Here is a 19,266-nt window from a genome sequence, read left to right as displayed (position 1 = left end):
TGCATTGCACCCGAAACCGAATTGAAAGGACGACACGACTATGCGTAAACAATTGATGATCCCTGCCCTGCTGGCGATGAGCGTTGCTCTGGCGGCTTGCTCCACCCCGCCGAACCAGAACCTGGAAAACGCTCGGACCAACTTCTCGGCCCTGCAAGCCAACCCGCAAGCCACCAAGGTAGCGGCGCTGGAAACCAAAGACGCCAGCGACTGGCTGGACAAGGCTGACAAGGCCTACCGCGACAAGGAAGACCAGAAGAAGGTCGACCAACTGGCCTACCTGACCAACCAGCGCGTTGAAGTGGCCAAGGACACCATCGTCCTGCGTGAGTCCGAAGCCAAGCTGAAAAACGCCGGTGACGAACGTGCCCGCGCCCTGCTGCAGGCCCGTGACGCGCAGATCAAGCAACTGCAAGACAGCTTGAACGCCAAGCAGACTGATCGCGGCACGCTGGTGACCTTTGGTGACGTGCTGTTCGCCACCAACAAGTCGGACCTCAAGTCCAGCGGCCTGGTGAACATCACCAAGCTGGCGCAGTTCCTGCGCGATAACCCGGACCGTAAAGTGATCGTCGAAGGCTACACCGACAGCACCGGTTCCGACTCGTACAACCAGAGCCTGTCCGAGCGCCGCGCCGCTTCGGTACAGCGCGCACTGGCCAACCAGGGTGTGGATATCTCGCGCATCGTGACCCAGGGCTATGGCAAGGAATACCCGGTTGCCGATAACGGCAGCGTTTCGGGCCGCGCCATGAACCGCCGCGTTGAAGTGACCATCTCCAACGACAACCAGCCGGTCAAGCCACGTTCTTCGATGGCCAACTGATCGATTGATGCTGGAAAAAAAACCCACGTTACTGTGGGTTTTTTTTCGGGTCGTCGAACCGGACAGGTCGGTTGGGATCCTCGGCTGGTAGCTCTATCTTCCCGCCGTAGCCATGTTCCGACAGCTTGTCGAGCAAGTGCTTGAGCTTATGATCCTCGGCGTCGAGCATTTCCAGCTTCTCGTGCCCCCTGAGCATGTTCACCATGTTGCTTATTGCAGCAATATCTATCGCCACCTTCTCGCCCCGACTCGTGTAAATCACATCGCTTCTGTGGTGCGTTACGCAATACGGTTCCAGATATTTCCATCATCAACTACGACTGCACCGGAGGGCCCAGCCCGCACACCACGCCGCCCGCTCCGTCGCTGAATGATCGTTTGAGGCCGCATGAAAAATCCCGCCAAATGGCGGGATTCTTTTATTTGCAGGCCAGGAATCAAGAGGTCCCAGTGCGCTTCAAGAGCATCGGGTCAGTAGCTTACTTGCGCCGAGTTATCCTGCTCCTGCCCTTTGAGTTGGGCCAGCTCCGCCTCGAGCCTCTTGAGCCTTTCCTCAAGGCTTTCTTCGCCCTGCGCGCCCTGTGCACCACCGCCTCCTTGGGCGATCTGGTTCTTCAACTTCTGAATATCTTGTTCCAATTGCTGAAGTCGCGAATCACCTCCCCCCGCACCGGCAGTGAATGGGGAAGACGAGTTGTTTACGCGAGGAATGTCCATTCAAGTGACTCCAAATTAAGTATCCGAGATAACCGATCCAGCGCTGCTGGCCAGTACGGAATCTGTGGCAATCCACTTAAAATGGTTCCAGACCTTTCCCACTTGGCTCGCGCTACTGCTCCAATTGCGGCGTTTCCTGCCCCATGCAACGCACTGCCTGCTTCTTACTGTTGACCAGTACGCCGGTCAGCCCTTTCTGTTCGGTATCAAACAGCACCAGCACGCCATCAACGCATTGCGCCACCTGGGCGGCCGGGGTCAGGGAGATTTTGTAGTCCTCGCCCGGCACGGTCTTGAGCATGGTGAAGTCGCTGAGCAGCAACGCATCCTCGGGCTTGGCGAAGTGCAAATAGCCGTAGTACCACAGGCAGCCAACGGTACCGATGATGGTGCCGATGCCGGTGAGGATCAGGGGGATCATGTTGCGTTCTTCGCTCATTGCGGGTTCTCTGCGTTGGAGTTCGGGGCCGCCGGGTAATTGGGGATTTCCCCCAGGCGGCGCAGCCCGTTGAAATGCTGGGGGTCGTCCAGGTAGCGCAGCATCACGGTTTGCCAGGTCTTGTCGGCAAAGGTTTGCACGTGGCCACCCCGGGTCAGTTGCAGCACCCGCGGTGGCGGCGCAGCCTGATACAGGCGAATGCCGTTGGAGAGCGGCACGATCGGGTCATCCAGGCTATGGAATAACAATTTCGGCACGCCGGTCAGCCGGGGCATGGCGTTGATCGCACTGTCGCCGTCCGGCACCAGCCACGACAACGGCACCTGGAACGGCCATGTTAGCCAGGAGGTGCTGAGGGCGAATTGTCCTACGTCACGATAACTGGCCGGCACACCGTCCAGTACCAGCGCCTTGAGCTGCGGCTGACGTTCGGGATGTTCCGCCAGGTAGTGCACCACTAGCGCGCCGCCCAGGCTTTGGCCGAGCACGATCAGTGGCTGGCCCTGGGTTTCGGGGGCGTTGTCGATCCACTTGAAAGCGGCGTCGATGTCCTGGTAAACCGCCGGCAGCGAAGGTTCGCCTTCGGACAGCCCGTAGCCGCGATAGTCCACCAACAGCACTTGATAGCCCTGCTCCGGCAGCCACCAGCTGCCGCCGAGGTGCCAGGCGAGATTGCCGCCATTGCCGTGCAGGTGCAGCACCGTGCCCTTGAGCGGCACGCCGGCCTTGGCCGGCAGCCACCAGGCGTGGAGCTTCAGGCCATCGGCGGTGGTCAATGTGACGTCACGGTATTGCAGGCGAGCCTTTTCCGGGGTGAACGGCATGCCGCGCTCCGGATAGAACAATAAGGAGCTGCAGCCGTTAAGGGTCAGTAGCAGGCAAAGAATGCCGAGGATTCTCATCCGTTGAAGCCTCGTGAATGGGTTGGGAACGATCCTGAAGACCTATGGAGATCAAAGGTGGAGCGGGCTTGCTCGCGAATGCGGTGATTCAGTAACCACATCTGTTGCTGATACACCGCATTCGCGAGCAAGCCCGCTCCCACATTTTGACTGAGTTCCTTCAGAGATATCGTTAAAGGATATTGGAGTAATCCGCCTCGATCCGGTCCAGGCTCAAATGGTTGAGGAAGTTGGAGAAACACATCCACGCCGCCAACGCATTCATGTCGCGGAACTGATCCGGCAGGTATTTGGGTGGCACCACCAGGCCTTCGTCCACCAGTTGGCGCAGGGTACGCATGTCTTCCAGGGTGGTCTTGCCGCAGAACAACAACGGCACTTGCTCCAGCTTGCCTTTGCGCACGGCCAACTGAATGTAGTTGTAAACCATGATAAAGCCCTTGAGGTAGGACAAATCCTTGGTAAACGGCAGACCCGTAGGCGTCGACCCACGGAAAACCCGGCTCGCGTTGCCGTAGCTTTCCGCCATCTCAAAGCCCTGCTCACGGAAGAACTCGAACACCTGCAGGAAGTCGGCTCCCTGCTCCACCATATGAATGGCGCGAGTGCGGTTGGTCAGCTTGCGCAGGCGGCTGGGGTAGGAGGCGAAGGTGATGATTTCCATCAGGATCGCCAGGCCTTCCTGGGTCACGGTCGACGAGGGCGGGCCCTTGGACAGGAAGGTGCAGATCGGCTGGTTTTGCCCATTGAGGGTGGTGCCCACGTGCACCAGGCCTTCATGGACCTCCAGGGCGCGCACGTCGCGGTCGTTGAACATCGCGTCGGCGCGGATCTTGATGTAGTCGGCACCTGCCGCCGCATCCGCCACGATACCGTCGGACTCGAACACCCGGATGGTTTCCTCGGCCTCGCCGAATACCTTGTTCAGGCGGCTCTGCAGCAGGTTGACGGCGTCCTTGGCGGTCAGGGTCTTGGCTTCGTCCTTGAGGTCGCCACGGCCATCGATATTGTTCAGATAGTCCGACATCATCAGGCCGAGGTCGGCCAGGGTCGGGTCACCGGCATGGAACGCATCGGAGGCGGCGCCATACAGCTCCTGGGAGATCAGGCCGAAATCCTCGGTGCCCCGCGCTTCGAGCATGCGCACCACCATGCGGTACTCCTTGCACATGCGCCGCATGATCTGCCCGACCGGGTTGAACTGGCCAAGCTGGCGGGTGATGTCACGCTCGATGTTCTGGAACTCCAGCTTCACCGCGCTGGAATCGAACGACAGCGGCCGGGTCAGGTAGTAGTCGCGGTCCACCGCCGGCATTTCCTTGCCCTTGGCCTTGAGGAATCCCTGGCGAATATTCTCGTCCCACTTCACGGCGTCGAGGACGCGAATCGGTGTTTGCGCCAGCACAATGCGATCGGACAAGGCGCGTATCGTCTGCTGGTAATCGTCCACCCGGTACTTCCTCTTTAAACGTTATTTGCCTGCACGCTGGTAGCGCACGGCTTCGACGAACACATCGGCATTGGCCGGATCATCCAGGTACGCAAATACCCGGGCCATGGAACTGTCGATCAACACACCGGCACCCTCGACGGTTTCGACGGTGCTGCCACTCAGGACCTTCTGGCCGACCGCCTGGTGGACCTGATCCAGGTCGAGGTTGTAGACCACCAGCTCGTGCTCATCATTCAATTCGAACCCGGCGAGGATGTAATGCCCGCCGAACCTGGCCGGCAATGGCGCCGACAGATACCAGCGGCTGCCATGCCGGGAAACCGTGAACAGGTATTCATCCCGCTGGCCCGGCTTGGCCTTAGGGTAGCTCACGGCTTTGTAGCGGTGCTTACCGACGCGGCTGATTTGCAGGTTGAGCGGCTCACCCCAGGCGTTTTTGCTGGCCCATTTGCCAAGCAGACCATCAGGCGCCGCCTCGCTGGCGGGCAACGGGTCCTTGAAGGTCACCAGGCAACCGCTGAGCAACAGGAACGACAAGGCGATCACGACGACGCGCCAGGCTTTCATTGGACAATCCCCTGTGTCAGACCGAAGCCAACACCAAATGCATGTAACGCTTGAGGATCTCAAGCATTTCTTCGCTGGTCAGAGGCTCTGCGCCGCCCAGCAGGCCCTGATATTCCATCCGACCGATAATCGCCGTCAACACTTTGGCATCCTGTTGCGGCTCGCGGGAACCCAATACCTGGAAAAACTGGCAAGTGCCCTGCAGCAGGATTTGCTGGTGGGAGCGCACCAGCTCGCCCAGGCGCGGGTTCAGCAGCGCTTCCTGGCGAAACGCCTGCTCGGCCATCAGGTGCTCACGGCGGTTGAGCAATTGGCGTTGCACGTAATCGGCGGTCAGGCGCGCGATGTCATCGGCCAGTTGCGAGCGCGACTGCGGGCTGCCGTCGCCATAAGCCACCATCTCGCGCAGCAGGCCTTCGTTACGCACCCACAACTTGCCCATGAACGCGGCGCTGCGCTCCACATATTGGGCGAAGGTGTCGGTGAGCAGGTCGTCGATGTCCTTGAAGTAATAGGTGGTGGCCGACAACGGCACACCGGCTTCCGCCGCCACCGCACGGTGACGCACGGCACGCACGCCTTCGCGTACCACGATGCGCATCGCTGCATCGAGAATGTCCTGCCTGCGCTGCTCACTGCCCCGGCGACTGGCCTTGCGGCCCTGGTACTGAACACTTTCAGCCACGGCAGCGGCAATGCCGGCGGCACCCTTTTGAGCCATTACGCGGTTCACGACGGATCTTCCTCCACAGTGTGACGCGGAGCGTCACGGGCTGCGTTCCCACGCGGAGCGTGGGAACGATCACCTGGCGCTGTTTACTTGACGCTTATAAACGCCACATAAAAAAGCCGCCTTATAAAAGGCGGCTTCGGATTTCGCTACGGTTACGCTTGTGGCCGCATGTGCGGGAACAAGATCACGTCACGGATCGACGGCGAGTTGGTCAACAACATCACCAACCGGTCGATGCCGATACCTTCACCGGCGGTAGGCGGCATGCCGTATTCCAGGGCGCGTACGAAGTCGGCGTCGTAGTGCATCGCCTCGTCGTCGCCAGCGTCCTTGTCGGCCACCTGGGCCATGAAGCGCTCGGCCTGGTCTTCGGCATCGTTCAGCTCGGAGTAGGCGTTGGCGATTTCACGGCCGCCGATGAACAGCTCGAAACGGTCGGTGACGTTCGGGTTGTCATCGTTGCGACGGGCCAGCGGCGACACTTCGAACGGGTACTGGGTAATGAAGTGCGGCTGCTCCAGCTTGTGCTCCACCAGCTCTTCGAAAATCATCACCTGCAATTTGCCCAGGCCTTCGAAGCCCAGCACCTTGGCGCCGGCTTTCTTGGCGATGGCGCGGGCCTTGTCGATGTCGTTCAGGTCATCGGCGGTCAGCTCAGGGTTGTACTTGAGGATCGAGTCGAACACCGACAGGCGCACGAACGGCTCGCCGAAGTGGAACACCTTGTCGCCGTATGGCACGTCGGTGGTGCCCAGGACCAGTTGCGCCAGTTCGCGGAACAGTTCCTCGGTCAGGTCCATGTTGTCTTCGTAGTCGGCGTAGGCCTGGTAGAACTCCAACATGGTGAATTCAGGGTTGTGACGGGTCGAAACGCCTTCGTTACGGAAGTTGCGGTTGATCTCGAACACTTTTTCGAAGCCGCCAACAACAAGCCGCTTGAGGTACAGCTCAGGCGCAATACGCAGGAACATTTCCATGTCCAGCGCGTTGTGGTGGGTTTCGAACGGCTTGGCTGCGGCACCACCCGGGATGGTTTGCAGCATCGGTGTTTCAACTTCGAGGAAGTCACGCTTCATCAGGAAGCTGCGGATGTGCGCAATAACCTGCGAACGCACGCGGAAGGTCTGGCGCACTTCTTCGTTGACGATCAGGTCAACGTAGCGCTGGCGATAGCGCTGCTCGGTGTCGGTCAGGCCGTGGTGCTTGTCCGGCAGCGGGCGCAGGGATTTGGTCAGCAGGCGCACGCTGGTCATTTCAACGTACAGGTCACCCTTGCCGGAACGGGCCAGGGTGCCTTCGGCGGCAATGATGTCGCCCATGTCCCAGGTTTTCACCGAGGCCAGGGTTTCTTCGGACAGGGTTTTACGGTTGACGTAGACCTGGATGCGACCGGTCATGTCCTGGATCACCATGAACGAGCCACGGTTGAGCATGATGCGACCGGCAACCTTGACCGGGATTGCAGCCTCTGCCAGCTCTTCCTTGGTCTTGTCCGCGTACTGTTTCTGCAAGGCATCGCAGTAGTTTTCGCGGCGGAAGTCGTTCGGGAAGGCATTGCCCTTGGCGCGCTCGGCAGCAAGCTTTTCCTTGCGCAGGGCGATCAGGGAGTTTTCTTCCTGTTGCAGGGCTTGCGGGTCGAGTTGTTGGTCGCTCATGTCTTTAAATTTTCCATCAGGTTCGTTGTCCCCGGCCTGCGGCCGGGGATCGCCGGCAAGCCGGCTCCTACAAGGGAGTTACAGGCCAGATTTCAGGCTGGCTTCCAGGTATTCGTCGATATCACCGTCGAGCACCTTGTCGCAGTCGCTGCGTTCGATGTTGGTACGCAGATCCTTGATCCGCGACGCGTCGAGCACATACGAGCGGATCTGGTGACCCCAGCCGATATCCGACTTGGTGTCTTCCAGCGCCTGGGACGCGGCGTTGCGTTTCTGCATTTCCTGCTCGTACAACTTGGCCCGCAGCATTTTCATGGCGGTGTCCTTGTTCGCGTGCTGGGAACGTTCGTTCTGGCAGCTCACCACGGTATTGGTCGGTACGTGGGTAATACGTACGGCCGAGTCGGTGGTGTTTACGTGCTGGCCACCGGCACCGGAGGAACGGTAGGTGTCGATCCGCAGGTCTGCCGGGTTGATCTCGATTTCCACCTTGTCGTCGATCTCTGGCGAGACGAAAACGGCGGAGAACGACGTGTGGCGACGGTTGCCGGAGTCGAACGGGCTCTTGCGCACCAGGCGGTGTACGCCGATCTCGGTCCGCAGCCAGCCAAAGGCGTATTCGCCCTTGATGTGCACGGTCGCGCCCTTGATGCCGGCGACTTCACCGGCCGACAGTTCCATGATGGTCGCGTCGAAACCGCGTTTGTCGGCCCAGCGCAGGTACATGCGCAACAGGATGTTGGCCCAGTCCTGGGCTTCGGTGCCGCCGGAACCGGCCTGGATGTCCAGGTAGGCGTTGTTCGGGTCCATTTCATGGCTGAACATGCGGCGGAATTCGAGTTTGGCGAGGTTTTCCTCGAGACGGGCCAGCTCGGCGACGACATCGCCCACTGCGCCTTCGTCGTTTTCTTCGACGGCCATGTCCAGCAGGTCGCGGCAATCGCCCAGACCGGTGTTCAATTCGTCGAGGGTGTCGACGATCTGCGCCAGCGCAGCGCGCTCGCGGCCCAGTTCCTGGGCGTATTCAGGTTTGTTCCAGACAGCCGGATCTTCAAGCTCGCGATTGACTTCGGTCAGACGCTCATGCTTTTGATCGTAGTCAAAGATACCCCCGAATAGTTTCGGAGCGCTCGGACAGGTCCTTGATGGTGTTAAGGATCGGGTTGATTTCCATGGCGGGCAGCACTCGTTGGCGAACTTTTGAAAGCCGACGAGTATAACGACAAACGGCTGATAACGGCAGTCCGCTTGGCCGAAAAGGCGGGGATATGCACCATCCAGACAGCGATGAAGATCAAATGTGGGAGCGGGCTTGCTCGCGAATGCGGTGGTTCAGTCGCCAGATGCATTGACTGACACACCGCATTCGCGAGCAAGCCCGCTCCCACATTAGGTCTGCGACATCCCGCAGACCGTATTCCCTACTCGATCCCCACCTGATTGCGCCCATTGTGCTTGGCCAGGTACAGGCCCTTGTCCGCCGCCGAGATCAATTGCCGGCAATCGGTGCCCTGCACCGGGGTCATGGTCGCCAAGCCGATACTGATGGTCAGGCTCGCCCCTTCTGCCGGGGCAATGTGCGGGATTTTCAGGCTCGCCACCGCCTGGCGCAGCTTCTCGGCCACCAGCCGTGCCCCACCCGGCGAGGTATTGGGCAGCACCAGGGCAAACTCTTCACCGCCATAACGCGCCGGCAAATCCGAAGGACGGCTGCTGGCATCACGAATGGTCGCCGCCACCTTGCGCAACGCCTCGTCGCCTTCCAGGTGGCCGAAACTGTCGTTGTAGGTCTTGAAGAAGTCCACGTCGATCATCAGCAGCGACAGTTGGGTCTGGTCACGCATGGCGCGGCGCCATTCCAGTTCCAGGTATTCGTCGAAATGCCGGCGATTGGACAGCCCGGTCAGGCCGTCGGAGTTCATCAGCCGTTGCAGCACCAGGTTGGTGTCCAGCAACTGCTGTTGGCTGACCCGCAGCGCCCGGTAGGCCGCGTCCCGTTGCAACAGGGTCATGTAGGAGCGCGAGTGATAGCGGATGCGCGCCACCAGTTCGATGTTATCCGGCAGCTTGACCAGGTAGTCGTTGGCCCCGGCAGCAAACGCCGCGCTCTTGATCAGCGGGTCTTCCTTGGTGGAAAGCACGATGATCGGGATGTTCTGCGTCGCCGGGTGATTGCGGTATTCGCGCACCAGAGTCAGGCCATCGAGCCCCGGCATCACCAGGTCCTGCAGGATCACCGTCGGCTTGATACGGATCGCCTGGGCAATGGCCTGGTGCGGGTCGGCGCAAAAGTGGAAGTCGATATTGTCTTCATGGGCCAGGCCCCGGCGTACGGCCTCGCCGATCATCGCCTGGTCGTCGACGAGCAGCACCATGGCGGCGTTTTCGTCGGTCTTGAAGTCGTCGAGCTGCAAATCATTCATTTACGGTCACCTGAATTACTACCTGCAGGCCAGGACAGCGTGTGATATCGGTCATTTTGCGAATACCTCCAGCAATCGTGGCGCAATTCTGTCCAATGGGCGAATTTCAACAGCCGCGTCAATCGCCGCTGCCGCTTTGGGCATGCCGTAAACAGCACAGCTTTGCTGGTCCTGCGCGATGGTCAGGTAGCCTTGCTGACGCATCAACTTAAGTCCCTGGGCGCCATCACGCCCCATCCCCGTCAGCAGCACGCCAACGGCATCGCCATTCCAGTAGCTGGCGACGCTCTCGAAAAACACGTCGATGGACGGCCGGTAAATCTCGTTCACAGGCTCTGCGGTGTAGGCCAGCGTGCCGTTCTTCAGCAGGCGAATGTGATGATTGGTGCCCGCCAGCAACACGACACCGCTTTGGGGCGGCTCGCCTTCCCGGGCCAGGCGCACCGGCAGGCCCGAGGCACTGCTCAGCCATTCGGCCATGCCGGCGGCGAACACCTGGTCCACATGCTGCACCAGCACAATGGCCGGCGAGAAGTCCCGGGGCAAGCCCTTGAGCAGGGATTCCAGGGCAGCCGGGCCGCCTGCGGACGAACCGATGGCCACCAGGCTCTGGCGTTTGCCCGTGGCCCGCTGGGGCGCAGGCTCGGCCCGCACGCGGCTGCCACGCTGGCCAATCAGCCAGCCGATATTGAGGATCTTGCGCAACAGCGGTGCCGCGGCGTCCTTCGGATTGCCCACGCCCAGTGCAGGGGTGTCAACCACGTCCAGGGCGCCATGGCCCATGGCTTCGAATACACGGCTGACGTTGGCCTGGCGGTCGACGGTGACAATCAGGATCGCACAAGGCGTCTCGGCCATGATCTGCCGGGTGGCCTCCACACCGTCCATCACCGGCATGATCAGGTCCATCAGAATCAGGTCGGGCGTGAACTCGGCGCAACGCTGCACTGCTTCCAGGCCGTTGCCCGCAACCCACACCACTTCGTGGGCCGGCTCTAGGCTCAACGCCCGGCGCAAGGCCTCCACGGCCATGGGCATGTCATTGACGATCGCAATCCTCATGCCCGTGCTCCTCCGATCAGCTCCACCACCGCGTCCAACAGCGCGTCGTCATGGAAGCTGGCCTTGGCTAGATAATAGTCGGCGCCGGCGTCCAGTCCACGACGACGGTCTTCTTCCCGATCCTTGTAGGAAACAACCATCACCGGCAGGGATTGCAGGCGAGTATCACGGCGCAAGAGTGTGACCAATTCAATACCGTCCATGCGAGGCATATCAATGTCCGTGATCAGCAGGTCGAAGTCTTCGGAGCGCAGCGCGTTCCAGCCATCCATGCCATCGACTGCCACGGCCACTTCATAACCGCGATTAAGTAACAATTTGCGTTGCAGCTCACGCACGGTCAGCGAGTCATCCACCACCAGAATACGCTTGCGCGGTGCTTCGAGGGTTTGCTGGGTGCGTCGGGCGATGCGCTCCAGACGACCGGTATTCAGCAGTTTGTCCACCGATCGCAGCATGTCTTCGACGTCGACGATCAGCACCACCGAACCGTCATCGAGCAACGCTCCGGCGGAGATGTCCTGGACCTTGCCCAACCGGTCGTCCAGGGGTAATACCACCAGCGTGCGTTCGCCGATAAAACGCTCCACGGCAATCCCGTAGACCGCATCGCGCTCGCGGATCACCACGACCTTCAGGGTTTCCTGACTGCCCTGCCCCGGCGGGCGCTGCAGCAACTGGCTGGCGGCGACCAGGCCGACATGCCGGCCTTCGTGCCAGAAATGCTGGCGGCCTTCCAGTTGCACGATGTCGTCGGGCGAAAGATCGCACATGCGCTCGATGTGGGCCAGCGGGAAGGCGTAGGCCTCTTCGCCAACTTCCACCACCAGGCTGCGCACTACCGACAGGGTCAACGGCACCTCCAGGTGGAAGCGACTGCCCTGCCCCGCCGTCTGCTCCAGCACCACCGCGCCGCGCAACTGGCGCACCATATGCTGCACCGCATCCAGGCCGACCCCGCGCCCCGAGACCTCGGTGACCTTGTCCCGCAGGCTGAACCCCGGCAGGAACAGGAACGTGAGCAGTTCCTCTTCGCTCAGGCGCAGGGCGGTTTCCAGCGGCGACAAATGCCGATCGACGATGGTGCCGCGCAGGCGCTCCAGGTCGACACCGTTACCGTCGTCGCTCAACTCCAGCACCAGCAAGCCGGCCTGGTGAGACGCCCGCAGGCGGATCAGGCCTTCAGCCGGTTTGCCGGCCAGCAGGCGTTGCTCGGGCATTTCAATGCCGTGGTCCACAGCATTGCGCAGTAAATGGGTCAGCGGCGCTTCGAGTTTTTCCAGCACATCGCGGTCGACCTGGGTTTTCTCGCCTTCGATTTCCAGGCGTACCTGTTTACCAAGGCTGCGGCCCAGGTCACGCACCATGCGCACCTGCCCGGCCAGCACGTCGGCAAACGGCCGCATGCGGCACGCCAGCGCCGTGTCGTACAAGACTTGGGCGCGTTGCCCGGCCTGCCAGCCGAACTCGTCGATTTCGGCGGTTTTTTCCGCGAGCAGCGCCTGGGCTTCGCTCAACAGGCGGCGGGTATCAGCCAGCGCTTCCTGGGCCTCCAGGCTCAGGTCGACGGTCTTGAGGTGGCCGTCGAGGTTTTCCAGGGCGCGGGCGCTGTTGCTCTGGATGCGCTTGAGGCGTTGCAAGCTGGCGAGGTAAGGCTTGAGCCGCTGGGTTTCCACCAGGGACTTGCTGGACAGGTCCAACAGGCTGTTCAAGCGTTCGGCGGTCACCCGCAACACCCGCTCTCCGCCTTCGGTCATGCGCTTATTTTGGCGTGGCAGTTCGGCACTGACCGGCGGCGCGGGTTCGGGCTCCGGCGGCAGGGTCAGCAGCGCTTCCATCGACAATTCAGGTTCTGGCGCGGGTGTGGGCGGCGGCGCAGGCTTTGGCGCAGTGGGCGGCGCGACTTTCTGCGACGGATCGAGCAACCGCTCCATCAATGCCACATAGGACTCGATGTCCGCCGGGCCCACGGTGTTGCCCGGCGTGGCAATGCGCATCAGCAAATCGGTGCCTTGCAGCAGTGCGTCGATATGTTCCGGCAGCAGGTACAAGCGGCTTTCCTGGGCGCTGACCAGGCAATCTTCCATCACGTGGGCCACGCTGACCCCCGCGTCCACCCCGACAATCCGCGCCGCGCCCTTCAGGGAATGGGCGGCGCGCATGCAGGCTTCGAGCTGGTCGGCCTGGGTCGGGTTGCGCTCCAGGGCCAGCAGGCCGGCGCTGAGCACCTGGGTCTGGGCGTCGGCTTCCAGGCTGAACAGCTCCAGCAGCGAGGCATCGCGCATCTGGTCGGGGGTCATGTGAGGCTCCGGGTCACGGCAGACAACAATTGCGCCTCGTCCAGCCAGCGCAGGCTGCGGCCTTTCCACTGCAACACCCCTTGGGTATAGCGGGCGCTGGCCTGGGTGCCCGACGCAGATGCCGCATTCAAGGTGCGTTCATCAATGGCATGGATACCGTCCACTTCGTCCACCGGCACCACCACGGGGCCGTCCTGCGCCGCGATGATCAGCATGCGCGGCATGATTCGTGCGCCACTGGGGCCGCTGCCGGTGCTGTCCAGCCCCAGCAATTCCACCAGTGACAGGCACGCCACCAGTGCGCCACGCACGTTGGCCACGCCCAGCAAGGCGCGGGAACGCTGATGGGGCAAGGAATGGATCGGCTGCAACGGCGCCACTTCCACCAGGCAGCGAGTGGCGATGCCCAGCCATTCTTCGCCGAGGCGGAACATCAGCAGCGAACGGGTGAGGACATCACCCTCGACTTCCGGCGTCGCGACGGGGCGGTGATCGTCCTGCTGCAAGGCATAACGGTCGAGCAGGCGCGTGGCGGCGGCGGAATACACCGAGCAATTGCGACAGTGAATGTGCTCGGCCAGCAACGGGCAGGACTTGTCACCGTGGATGCCGATGCGGTTCCAGCAGTCATCGATGGCCTGGGTATCGGCCAGGGTCAGGTTCAGGTCGGGATCCAGGGTCATGATTTACGCTCACTGTCAGCTCGCTCGCTGCGCGCGGCACGAGCCTGCAAACGCCGGGCGCCGGCGACATCGCCCTGGGACTCGAGCAACGCGGCCAGGTGCATCAAGGCCTGCGGGTGCTGGGGTTCCAGGTACAAGGCTTTTCTGTAATAACCCTGGGCTTCCAGGGCGCTGCCGGCCACATCGCTGAGCAGGCCCAGCCAATAAAACACCTGGGCCGCCGGCGGATGGCTCTGCAAATAACGCTCGCAGGCAGCACGGGCTTCCAGGCTCTTGCCTTCATTGGCCAGGGTCGCAATCTGACTGAGCAGATCGGCGGCGTCCGACTGCGGGGGCGGCGGCTTGATCGGTACCACTTGGGCACTGACGGTGCTGAACGGCCGGGGCCTGGTCGGGATAGGCGCGGCACTGCGCTGAGGAATCGGCGCGGGCATCGGCACAAATACCGGTTCAGGCGCGGGCTCCGCATGCCGGCTGAAGGCAAACGACTGCGGCACGCCAATCGAACGCATGCCCAGGCGCCCCAGCAGGCTGCCTTCGGCAGGACCGATAAACAGCACGCCATCGACGTGGGTCAGGCCCTTGAGCACTTCAAACACCTGCTTCTGGGTCGGCTGGTCGAAGTAGATCAGCAGGTTGCGGCAGAACACAAAATCGTAGGTGGGCTCGTTGGCCAGCAGCGTGGGGTCCAGCAGGTTGCCCACCTGCAGGCGCACTTGTTCGCGTACCCGGTCGGCAATCCGGTAGCCGTCGGTTTGCTCGGTGAAGTGGCGATCGCGGAACTCGAGGTCCTGGCCGCGAAACGAATTCTTGCCGTACACCCCACGGCGGGCGCGCTCCACCGACAGCGGGCTGACGTCCATGCCCTGCACCTTGAACTGATGCGGTGCCAGCCCGGCGTCGAGCAAGGCCATGGCAATCGAATAGGGTTCTTCGCCGGTGGAACACGGCAGGCTGAGGATCCGCAGGGCGCGCATCTGCTTGATTTCGGCCAGGCGGGCGACCGCCAGCCGGCCCAGGGTGGCGAAGGATTCGGGGTAACGGAAAAACCAGGTTTCGGGGACGATCACCGCTTCGATCAGCGCTTGCTGTTCGTCGGTGGAGGCCTGCAATTGCTGCCAGTATTGATCTGCGGTCTGCGCGCTGAGCGCCATGCTGCGCTGGCGTACGGCACGCTCGATGATCGCTTCGCCCACCGAGGCAACGTCCAGGCCAATGCGCTCCTTAAGGAAGTCGAAGAAGCGTTGATCACTGCTCATCAACCCTCCTCGCCCGCGGCAAACAGCAGCGCCTGCACGTCAGCCGTCAGCAGGTCCGCCACGCCGATCCACTGCATCAAGCCACGCTCGTCTTCGCGCACCGGGCCCAGGTAACGTGCCTGGCGGTTGTCCAGGCCGTAGGGCTGGAACTCCGCCGGGTCACAGCGCAGGGTATCGGTGGCCTGTTCGAGGATCAGCCCCAGCCAGCGTGCCGGAGTGAGTGCATCCGGCTGATAATTGACCAACACCAGGCGCGTGCTGGTGCGGGCCTGGGCCGGCGTACCGAAGGTCAAGGCACTGAGATCGATCACCGGCACCATCGCCCCGCGATGGGCAAAGATCCCGGCGACCCACGCAGGCGCATGGGCAATGGGCTTGAGCGGCAGGCGCGGCAGCACCTCGGCCACTTCCGTGGCCTTGAGGGCATACCGTTCATTACCGATGTGAAACACCAGGAACAGTGCTTTCTTCACTGCCGCAACGGCACCGCGTTTAGCCGCGAGGTCGTTCATCAGACTTTAAAACGCGACACGCCGCTGCGCAGGCCGACGGCGACCTGGCTCAGCTCGTCGATGGCAAAGCTGGCCTGACGCAGGGACTCCACGGTCTGGCTGCTGGCATCGCCCAACTGCACCAGCGCATGGTTGATCTGCTCGGCGCCGGTGGCCTGGGCCTGCATGCCTTCGTTGACCATCAACACCCGTGGCGCCAGGGCCTGCACCTGATGGATGATCTGCGACAACTGCTCGCCCACCTGCTGCACCTCGAACATGCCACGGCGCACTTCTTCAGAGAACTTGTCCATGCCCATCACCCCGGCCGACACCGCCGACTGGATCTCGCGCACCATCTGCTCGATGTCGTAGGTGGCCACGGCGGTCTGGTCGGCCAGGCGCCGCACTTCGGTGGCTACCACGGCAAACCCGCGACCGTACTCACCGGCCTTCTCGGCCTCGATGGCAGCGTTGAGGGACAACAGGTTGGTCTGGTCGGCGACCTTGACGATGGTCACCACCACCTGGTTGATGTTGCCGGCCTTCTCATTGAGGATCGCCAGCTTGGCGTTTACCAGGTCAGCTGCGCCCATCACCGAGTGCATGGTTTCTTCCATGCGCGCCAGGCCTTGCTGGCCGGAGCCGGCGGCCACCGAGGCCTGGTCGGCGGCGGTGGAGACTTCGGTCATGGTACGGACCAAGTCCTTGGAAGTAGCAGCGATCTCCCGCGAAGTAGCGCCGATCTCGGTGGTCGTCGCGGCGGTTTCAGTGGCCGTGGCCTGTTGTTGCTTGGAAGTCGCGGCAATCTCGGTGACCGAGGTAGTGACCTGTACCGAAGAGCGCTGTGCCTGGGACACCAGGGCGGTGAGCTCGGTCATCATGTCGTTGAAGCCGGTCTCTACTGCGCCGAATTCGTCCTTGCGTTCGAGGTTCAGGCGTTTGCTCAAGTCGCCGGTGCGCATGGTTTCGAGGATGTCGACGATGCGTTTCATCGGCGCCATGATCGCGCGCATCAGCAGCAGTCCGCAGAGGCCGGCGGCGAGGATCGCGAGGATCAGCGAGACGCCCATGCTGATTTTTGCAGCGGACACGGCGTCGTCGATAGCGTTGGTGGCGCGGTCCGCGACGTTTTTGTTTTCGGTGATGATGTCGTTGAGCTTCATGCGGCCTGCGGTCCAGGTCGGGGTCAGCTCTTCGTCGAACACTTTGCGGGCGGCGGCGACGTCATTGCGTTGCAGGTTTTCAGTGACTGCGGCCAAAGCCTTGTTGTAGGCCTGGTGCAGGGCTTCGAACTTATCGAACTCGGCCTGATCCTCAGCGCCGTTGATAGTTGCCTTGTAATTGGCCATTTGCGTGATGATGCGCGCTTCGAAGGACTTGTAGTCGGCCTTGTCGGCTTCGGTGAGTGTCTTGTCTTTGCGCAGGCCGATGATGTCGAGGGTGTCGAGGTAGCTGTCGACCCATGCGCTGCGGATCATGGAGCTTAGGTAGACCCCGGGGACTGCGTCATCGCGGACTGACTCTTCGCCAGCCTCGATCTTCAACAGGCGTGAATACGAGACCACTACCATCAGCAGCATGATCGCGATGATGACCGCAAAGCTCGCCAAAATCCGTTGGCGCAAGGTCCAGTTCTTCACAGTAATTCCTCGAGGGCCATTCAAATGGAGAGGAGTATAGCTGAGCGGATGCCATCATTAATCAACGGGTTGTGGGATCTGGGTCACGCTCGGGGGAGGAAAGTTTTCTTGGGGGGGGGCATATCCGTTGCTGCGGTAACGGCTGCTATTGGTTCCGCTCTTACAGCGGCTCACTTTTGAACAGCGCAAAAGTAAGCAAAACGCTCTTGCCCCACCACTCGGCACCTCGCCCAGGCTCGGTGTGCCCTCACTCCGGCTTTGGACCGTGGGCCGCCGTCATGGGCCATCCTTGGCCCAGGACGGCTAACCTGGCGTCCTGCCAGGTTACCCACGCTCCAAAGCCTGCGTTCGGCCAGCGTGGTTTAACGGGGCGCCTAAGATCAAGATCAAAAGCAGATCAACAGCACAGCGGCCTCCCGGCCGGCTTGAGTGTTGAAGAGCAAAAGCAAAAGCCAAATCAAAAGCGGGCACGGTCAAATGTGGGAGCTGGCTTGCCGGCGATGGCATCAACTGGGTGCACCTGATACACCGAGGTATCTGCATCGCCGGCAAGCCAGCTCCTACAGAAAAGCAGCTCTGCTTTCGCTCTGGATCTTGCTTTGGCTTTTAACACTCAGGTCGGCTTTCAGGCCGCCGTGCTCTTGCTTTTGATCTTGATCTTGATCTGACTGCCCCAATAAGCCCGAGGCCGAACGCAGGTATTGCGGAGCGGGTAAACCGGCAGGACGCCGGTTTAGCCGCGCCGGGCCATGGATGGCCCGTCGCGGCGGCCCGCGGAGCAATGCCGGAGTGAGGGAACACCGAGCCTAGGCGAGGTGCCGACAGGCGGGGCAGAGCGTTTTGGTTACTTTTGCGCTTTTTGTACGGACCGGACACATGGTTGACGGGTGTACGGGGACATGGTTGACACTTTTCGGCGAGCTAACTACGCCGGAAAACCATCATGCCCTGGAATACGAGAGACGCCATGAGCCTGAAAAAAGAGTTCGTTGCCTTAGCCCGGCAACCCGGCAGCAATAAACGAGAACTGTGTCGACGGTTCGGTATCAGTCCCCAAACCGCGTACAAGTGGCTCGGTCGCTACGAAGAACAAGGCCAGCAAGGTCTGCTGGAGAAATCCCGCAGGCCAGCCACTAGCCCAAAACTTACCGAGCCCGCGCTGGAGACTGAAGTCTTGGCAATTAGGCGGGAGCATCCAGCCTGGGGCGGCCGCACGATCAGCAATCTGTTAGATAAGCGTATCGCTCCTAGCACTGTCACCAATGTCTTACATCGCCATGGTTTGGTTCAAACGGTCCCAAAAGAGTTACAGGCAGCAAGGTTGAGGTTTGAACACGACGCGCCCAATGATCTTTGGCAGATGGATTTCAAAGGGCATTTCCCAACGCAACAAGGCCGATGCCATCCGCTAACTGTTTTGGACGACCATTCTCGTTTCAACTTGGCAATCAAAGCCTGTGCCAACGAGCGCACAGCCACGGTACAGGAGCAGTTGATCGCGGTTTTTCGGCGCTACGGTTTACCAGCTCGTATCAACGTCGATAACGGGCCCCCATGGGGCTCTCCGCGTAATCCGGGGGAGATCACGGAACTGAGTATCTGGCTCGTTCGCCTAGGTATCAGAGTAAGTTTCAGTCGGCCTTTCCACCCTCAAACCAATGGGAAAATCGAACGATTTCATCGGTCACTCAAGGCTGAAGTGCTCAACGGCCGCCATTTTCGGACGCTTGCAGAAGCGCAAACAAATCTTGATCAATGGCGAGAGGTTTATAACCATCAACGCCCTCATCAAGCCCTGGATTACAAGGTTCCAATGGACCGATACCGAGAAAGCCCCTGGGCTTATCCGGAGACGCTTTTGGCGTTTGAGTACGGGCCGGACGATTTAAAGGCCAAGGTTTATCACAGCCGATTTAAGTTTCAGAAGCGCTATTTCAGGATCGCCAAAGGCCTGGCCGGACATCACATCGCACTACGTCCCAACACTGAGAGTGACGGGCTATTTGACGTCTATTTCTGCCATCATTTTTTGCGAACGATCGACGTGAAACAGCCTGATTACGGTTCATAATGTGTCAACCATGTCCCCGCACATGTGTCCACCATGTGTCCG

Annotated in this window: 18 protein-coding genes; 2 read left to right on the top strand and 16 right to left on the bottom strand. The window is 61.1% G+C overall.

Annotated features, from left to right (window positions below):
• Nucleotides 1-40: 40 nt before the first annotated feature.
• Nucleotides 41-826 (top strand): OmpA family protein, encoded by a 786-nt coding sequence (locus tag V6607_RS06085; RefSeq protein ID WP_003219227.1) that lies wholly within the window; start codon nt 41-43, stop codon nt 824-826.
• Between the two features lie 28 nt (nt 827-854).
• Here the strand turns inward: V6607_RS06085 and V6607_RS06080 are convergent, their stop codons facing one another.
• From V6607_RS06080 to V6607_RS06005, 16 genes are all read right to left on the bottom strand, one after another.
• Nucleotides 855-1,088, bottom strand: a complete 234-nt coding sequence (locus tag V6607_RS06080) for a hypothetical protein (protein ID WP_008431103.1) — start codon at nt 1,086-1,088, stop codon at nt 855-857.
• Between the two features lie 209 nt (nt 1,089-1,297).
• A complete protein-coding gene (locus tag V6607_RS06075) occupies nt 1,298-1,543 on the bottom strand; it encodes a hypothetical protein (protein WP_008431105.1) in 246 nt (81 codons plus the stop codon).
• Between the two features lie 112 nt (nt 1,544-1,655).
• Nucleotides 1,656-1,982 (bottom strand): hypothetical protein, encoded by a 327-nt coding sequence (locus V6607_RS06070; protein WP_003219233.1) that lies wholly within the window; start codon nt 1,980-1,982, stop codon nt 1,656-1,658.
• The gene (locus V6607_RS06065) at nt 1,979-2,884 is read right to left on the bottom strand and encodes an alpha/beta hydrolase (RefSeq protein ID WP_032898691.1); all 906 of its coding nucleotides are present in this window, start codon (nt 2,882-2,884) and stop codon (nt 1,979-1,981) included. The genes V6607_RS06070 and V6607_RS06065 overlap by 4 nt, the downstream gene beginning before the upstream one ends.
• A 172-nt stretch (nt 2,885-3,056) precedes the next feature.
• A complete protein-coding gene (locus V6607_RS06060; RefSeq protein ID WP_003219237.1) occupies nt 3,057-4,334 on the bottom strand; it encodes a flavohemoglobin expression-modulating QEGLA motif protein in 1,278 nt (425 codons plus the stop codon).
• Between the two features lie 21 nt (nt 4,335-4,355).
• Complete coding sequence (locus tag V6607_RS06055) at nt 4,356-4,904, bottom strand: hypothetical protein (RefSeq protein ID WP_003219239.1); 549 nt, start codon at nt 4,902-4,904, stop codon at nt 4,356-4,358.
• 16 nt (nt 4,905-4,920) lie between these two features.
• The gene (locus V6607_RS06050) at nt 4,921-5,637 is read right to left on the bottom strand and encodes a TetR family transcriptional regulator (RefSeq protein WP_134325823.1); all 717 of its coding nucleotides are present in this window, start codon (nt 5,635-5,637) and stop codon (nt 4,921-4,923) included.
• A 152-nt stretch (nt 5,638-5,789) separates the two neighbouring features.
• Nucleotides 5,790-7,292, bottom strand: coding sequence for a lysine--tRNA ligase (gene lysS, locus V6607_RS06045; RefSeq protein WP_003219243.1), 1,503 nt, complete (start codon nt 7,290-7,292; stop codon nt 5,790-5,792).
• Between the two features lie 78 nt (nt 7,293-7,370).
• A protein-coding gene (gene prfB / locus V6607_RS06040) for a peptide chain release factor 2 (RefSeq protein ID WP_096236834.1) occupies nt 7,371-8,466 on the bottom strand; the annotation gives its coding sequence in 2 pieces (ribosomal slippage) (nt 7,371-8,393 and nt 8,395-8,466; 1,095 coding nt in all).
• A 247-nt stretch (nt 8,467-8,713) separates the two neighbouring features.
• Nucleotides 8,714-9,715 (bottom strand): diguanylate cyclase, encoded by a 1,002-nt coding sequence (locus tag V6607_RS06035; RefSeq protein WP_003219248.1) that lies wholly within the window; start codon nt 9,713-9,715, stop codon nt 8,714-8,716.
• Nucleotides 9,716-9,766: 51 nt separating this feature from the next.
• Nucleotides 9,767-10,777 carry a chemotaxis response regulator protein-glutamate methylesterase gene (locus tag V6607_RS06030; protein WP_003219250.1) on the bottom strand — a complete coding sequence of 337 codons (1,011 nt, stop codon included), beginning with the start codon at nt 10,775-10,777 and terminating at the stop codon, nt 9,767-9,769.
• Nucleotides 10,774-13,077: a hybrid sensor histidine kinase/response regulator gene (locus V6607_RS06025; protein WP_134325822.1), complete on the bottom strand. Its 2,304-nt coding sequence runs from the start codon at nt 13,075-13,077 to the stop codon at nt 10,774-10,776. The genes V6607_RS06030 and V6607_RS06025 overlap by 4 nt, the downstream gene beginning before the upstream one ends.
• Nucleotides 13,074-13,760 carry a chemotaxis protein CheW gene (locus V6607_RS06020; RefSeq protein ID WP_008431115.1) on the bottom strand — a complete coding sequence of 229 codons (687 nt, stop codon included), beginning with the start codon at nt 13,758-13,760 and terminating at the stop codon, nt 13,074-13,076. The genes V6607_RS06025 and V6607_RS06020 overlap by 4 nt, the downstream gene beginning before the upstream one ends.
• Nucleotides 13,757-15,019, bottom strand: coding sequence for a protein-glutamate O-methyltransferase CheR (locus tag V6607_RS06015; protein WP_134325821.1), 1,263 nt, complete (start codon nt 15,017-15,019; stop codon nt 13,757-13,759). The genes V6607_RS06020 and V6607_RS06015 overlap by 4 nt, the downstream gene beginning before the upstream one ends.
• Nucleotides 15,019-15,531 carry a chemotaxis protein CheW gene (locus V6607_RS06010; protein WP_102368206.1) on the bottom strand — a complete coding sequence of 171 codons (513 nt, stop codon included), beginning with the start codon at nt 15,529-15,531 and terminating at the stop codon, nt 15,019-15,021. The genes V6607_RS06015 and V6607_RS06010 overlap by 1 nt, the downstream gene beginning before the upstream one ends.
• The gene (locus V6607_RS06005) at nt 15,531-17,153 is read right to left on the bottom strand and encodes a methyl-accepting chemotaxis protein (protein WP_003219261.1); all 1,623 of its coding nucleotides are present in this window, start codon (nt 17,151-17,153) and stop codon (nt 15,531-15,533) included. Before V6607_RS06005 ends, V6607_RS06010 begins: the two co-directional genes overlap by 1 nt.
• A gap of 943 nt (nt 17,154-18,096) precedes the next feature.
• On the opposite strand from V6607_RS06005, the gene V6607_RS06000 reads away from it, so the two are divergent.
• Nucleotides 18,097-19,224 carry an IS481 family transposase gene (locus tag V6607_RS06000; RefSeq protein WP_338739149.1) on the top strand — a complete coding sequence of 376 codons (1,128 nt, stop codon included), beginning with the start codon at nt 18,097-18,099 and terminating at the stop codon, nt 19,222-19,224.
• The last annotated feature ends 42 nt before the right edge of the window (nt 19,225-19,266 follow it).

This window comes from Pseudomonas sp. KK18 (assembly GCF_037094675.1).
Classification (GTDB): domain Bacteria; phylum Pseudomonadota; class Gammaproteobacteria; order Pseudomonadales; family Pseudomonadaceae; genus Aquipseudomonas.
This window is presented reverse-complemented; position numbering and strand designations above follow the sequence as displayed.

What these genes read in the sequence shown, in the direction of transcription:
- V6607_RS06020 (WP_008431115.1), bottom strand. Translation starts at nt 13,760, where the DNA reads ATGACCCTGGATCCCGACCTGAACCTGACCCTGGCCGATACCCAGGCC.
- V6607_RS06065 (WP_032898691.1), bottom strand. Translation starts at nt 2,884, where the DNA reads ATGAGAATCCTCGGCATTCTTTGCCTGCTACTGACCCTTAACGGCTGC.
- V6607_RS06025 (WP_134325822.1), bottom strand. Translation starts at nt 13,077, where the DNA reads ATGACCCCCGACCAGATGCGCGATGCCTCGCTGCTGGAGCTGTTCAGC.
- V6607_RS06010 (WP_102368206.1), bottom strand. Translation starts at nt 15,531, where the DNA reads ATGAACGACCTCGCGGCTAAACGCGGTGCCGTTGCGGCAGTGAAGAAA.
- V6607_RS06075 (WP_008431105.1), bottom strand. Translation starts at nt 1,543, where the DNA reads ATGGACATTCCTCGCGTAAACAACTCGTCTTCCCCATTCACTGCCGGT.
- V6607_RS06015 (WP_134325821.1), bottom strand. Translation starts at nt 15,019, where the DNA reads ATGAGCAGTGATCAACGCTTCTTCGACTTCCTTAAGGAGCGCATTGGC.
- V6607_RS06055 (WP_003219239.1), bottom strand. Translation starts at nt 4,904, where the DNA reads ATGAAAGCCTGGCGCGTCGTCGTGATCGCCTTGTCGTTCCTGTTGCTC.
- V6607_RS06030 (WP_003219250.1), bottom strand. Translation starts at nt 10,777, where the DNA reads ATGAGGATTGCGATCGTCAATGACATGCCCATGGCCGTGGAGGCCTTG.
- V6607_RS06085 (WP_003219227.1), top strand. Translation starts at nt 41, where the DNA reads ATGCGTAAACAATTGATGATCCCTGCCCTGCTGGCGATGAGCGTTGCT.
- V6607_RS06070 (WP_003219233.1), bottom strand. Translation starts at nt 1,982, where the DNA reads ATGAGCGAAGAACGCAACATGATCCCCCTGATCCTCACCGGCATCGGC.
- V6607_RS06000 (WP_338739149.1), top strand. Translation starts at nt 18,097, where the DNA reads ATGCCCTGGAATACGAGAGACGCCATGAGCCTGAAAAAAGAGTTCGTT.
- lysS (WP_003219243.1), bottom strand. Translation starts at nt 7,292, where the DNA reads ATGAGCGACCAACAACTCGACCCGCAAGCCCTGCAACAGGAAGAAAAC.
- V6607_RS06035 (WP_003219248.1), bottom strand. Translation starts at nt 9,715, where the DNA reads ATGAATGATTTGCAGCTCGACGACTTCAAGACCGACGAAAACGCCGCC.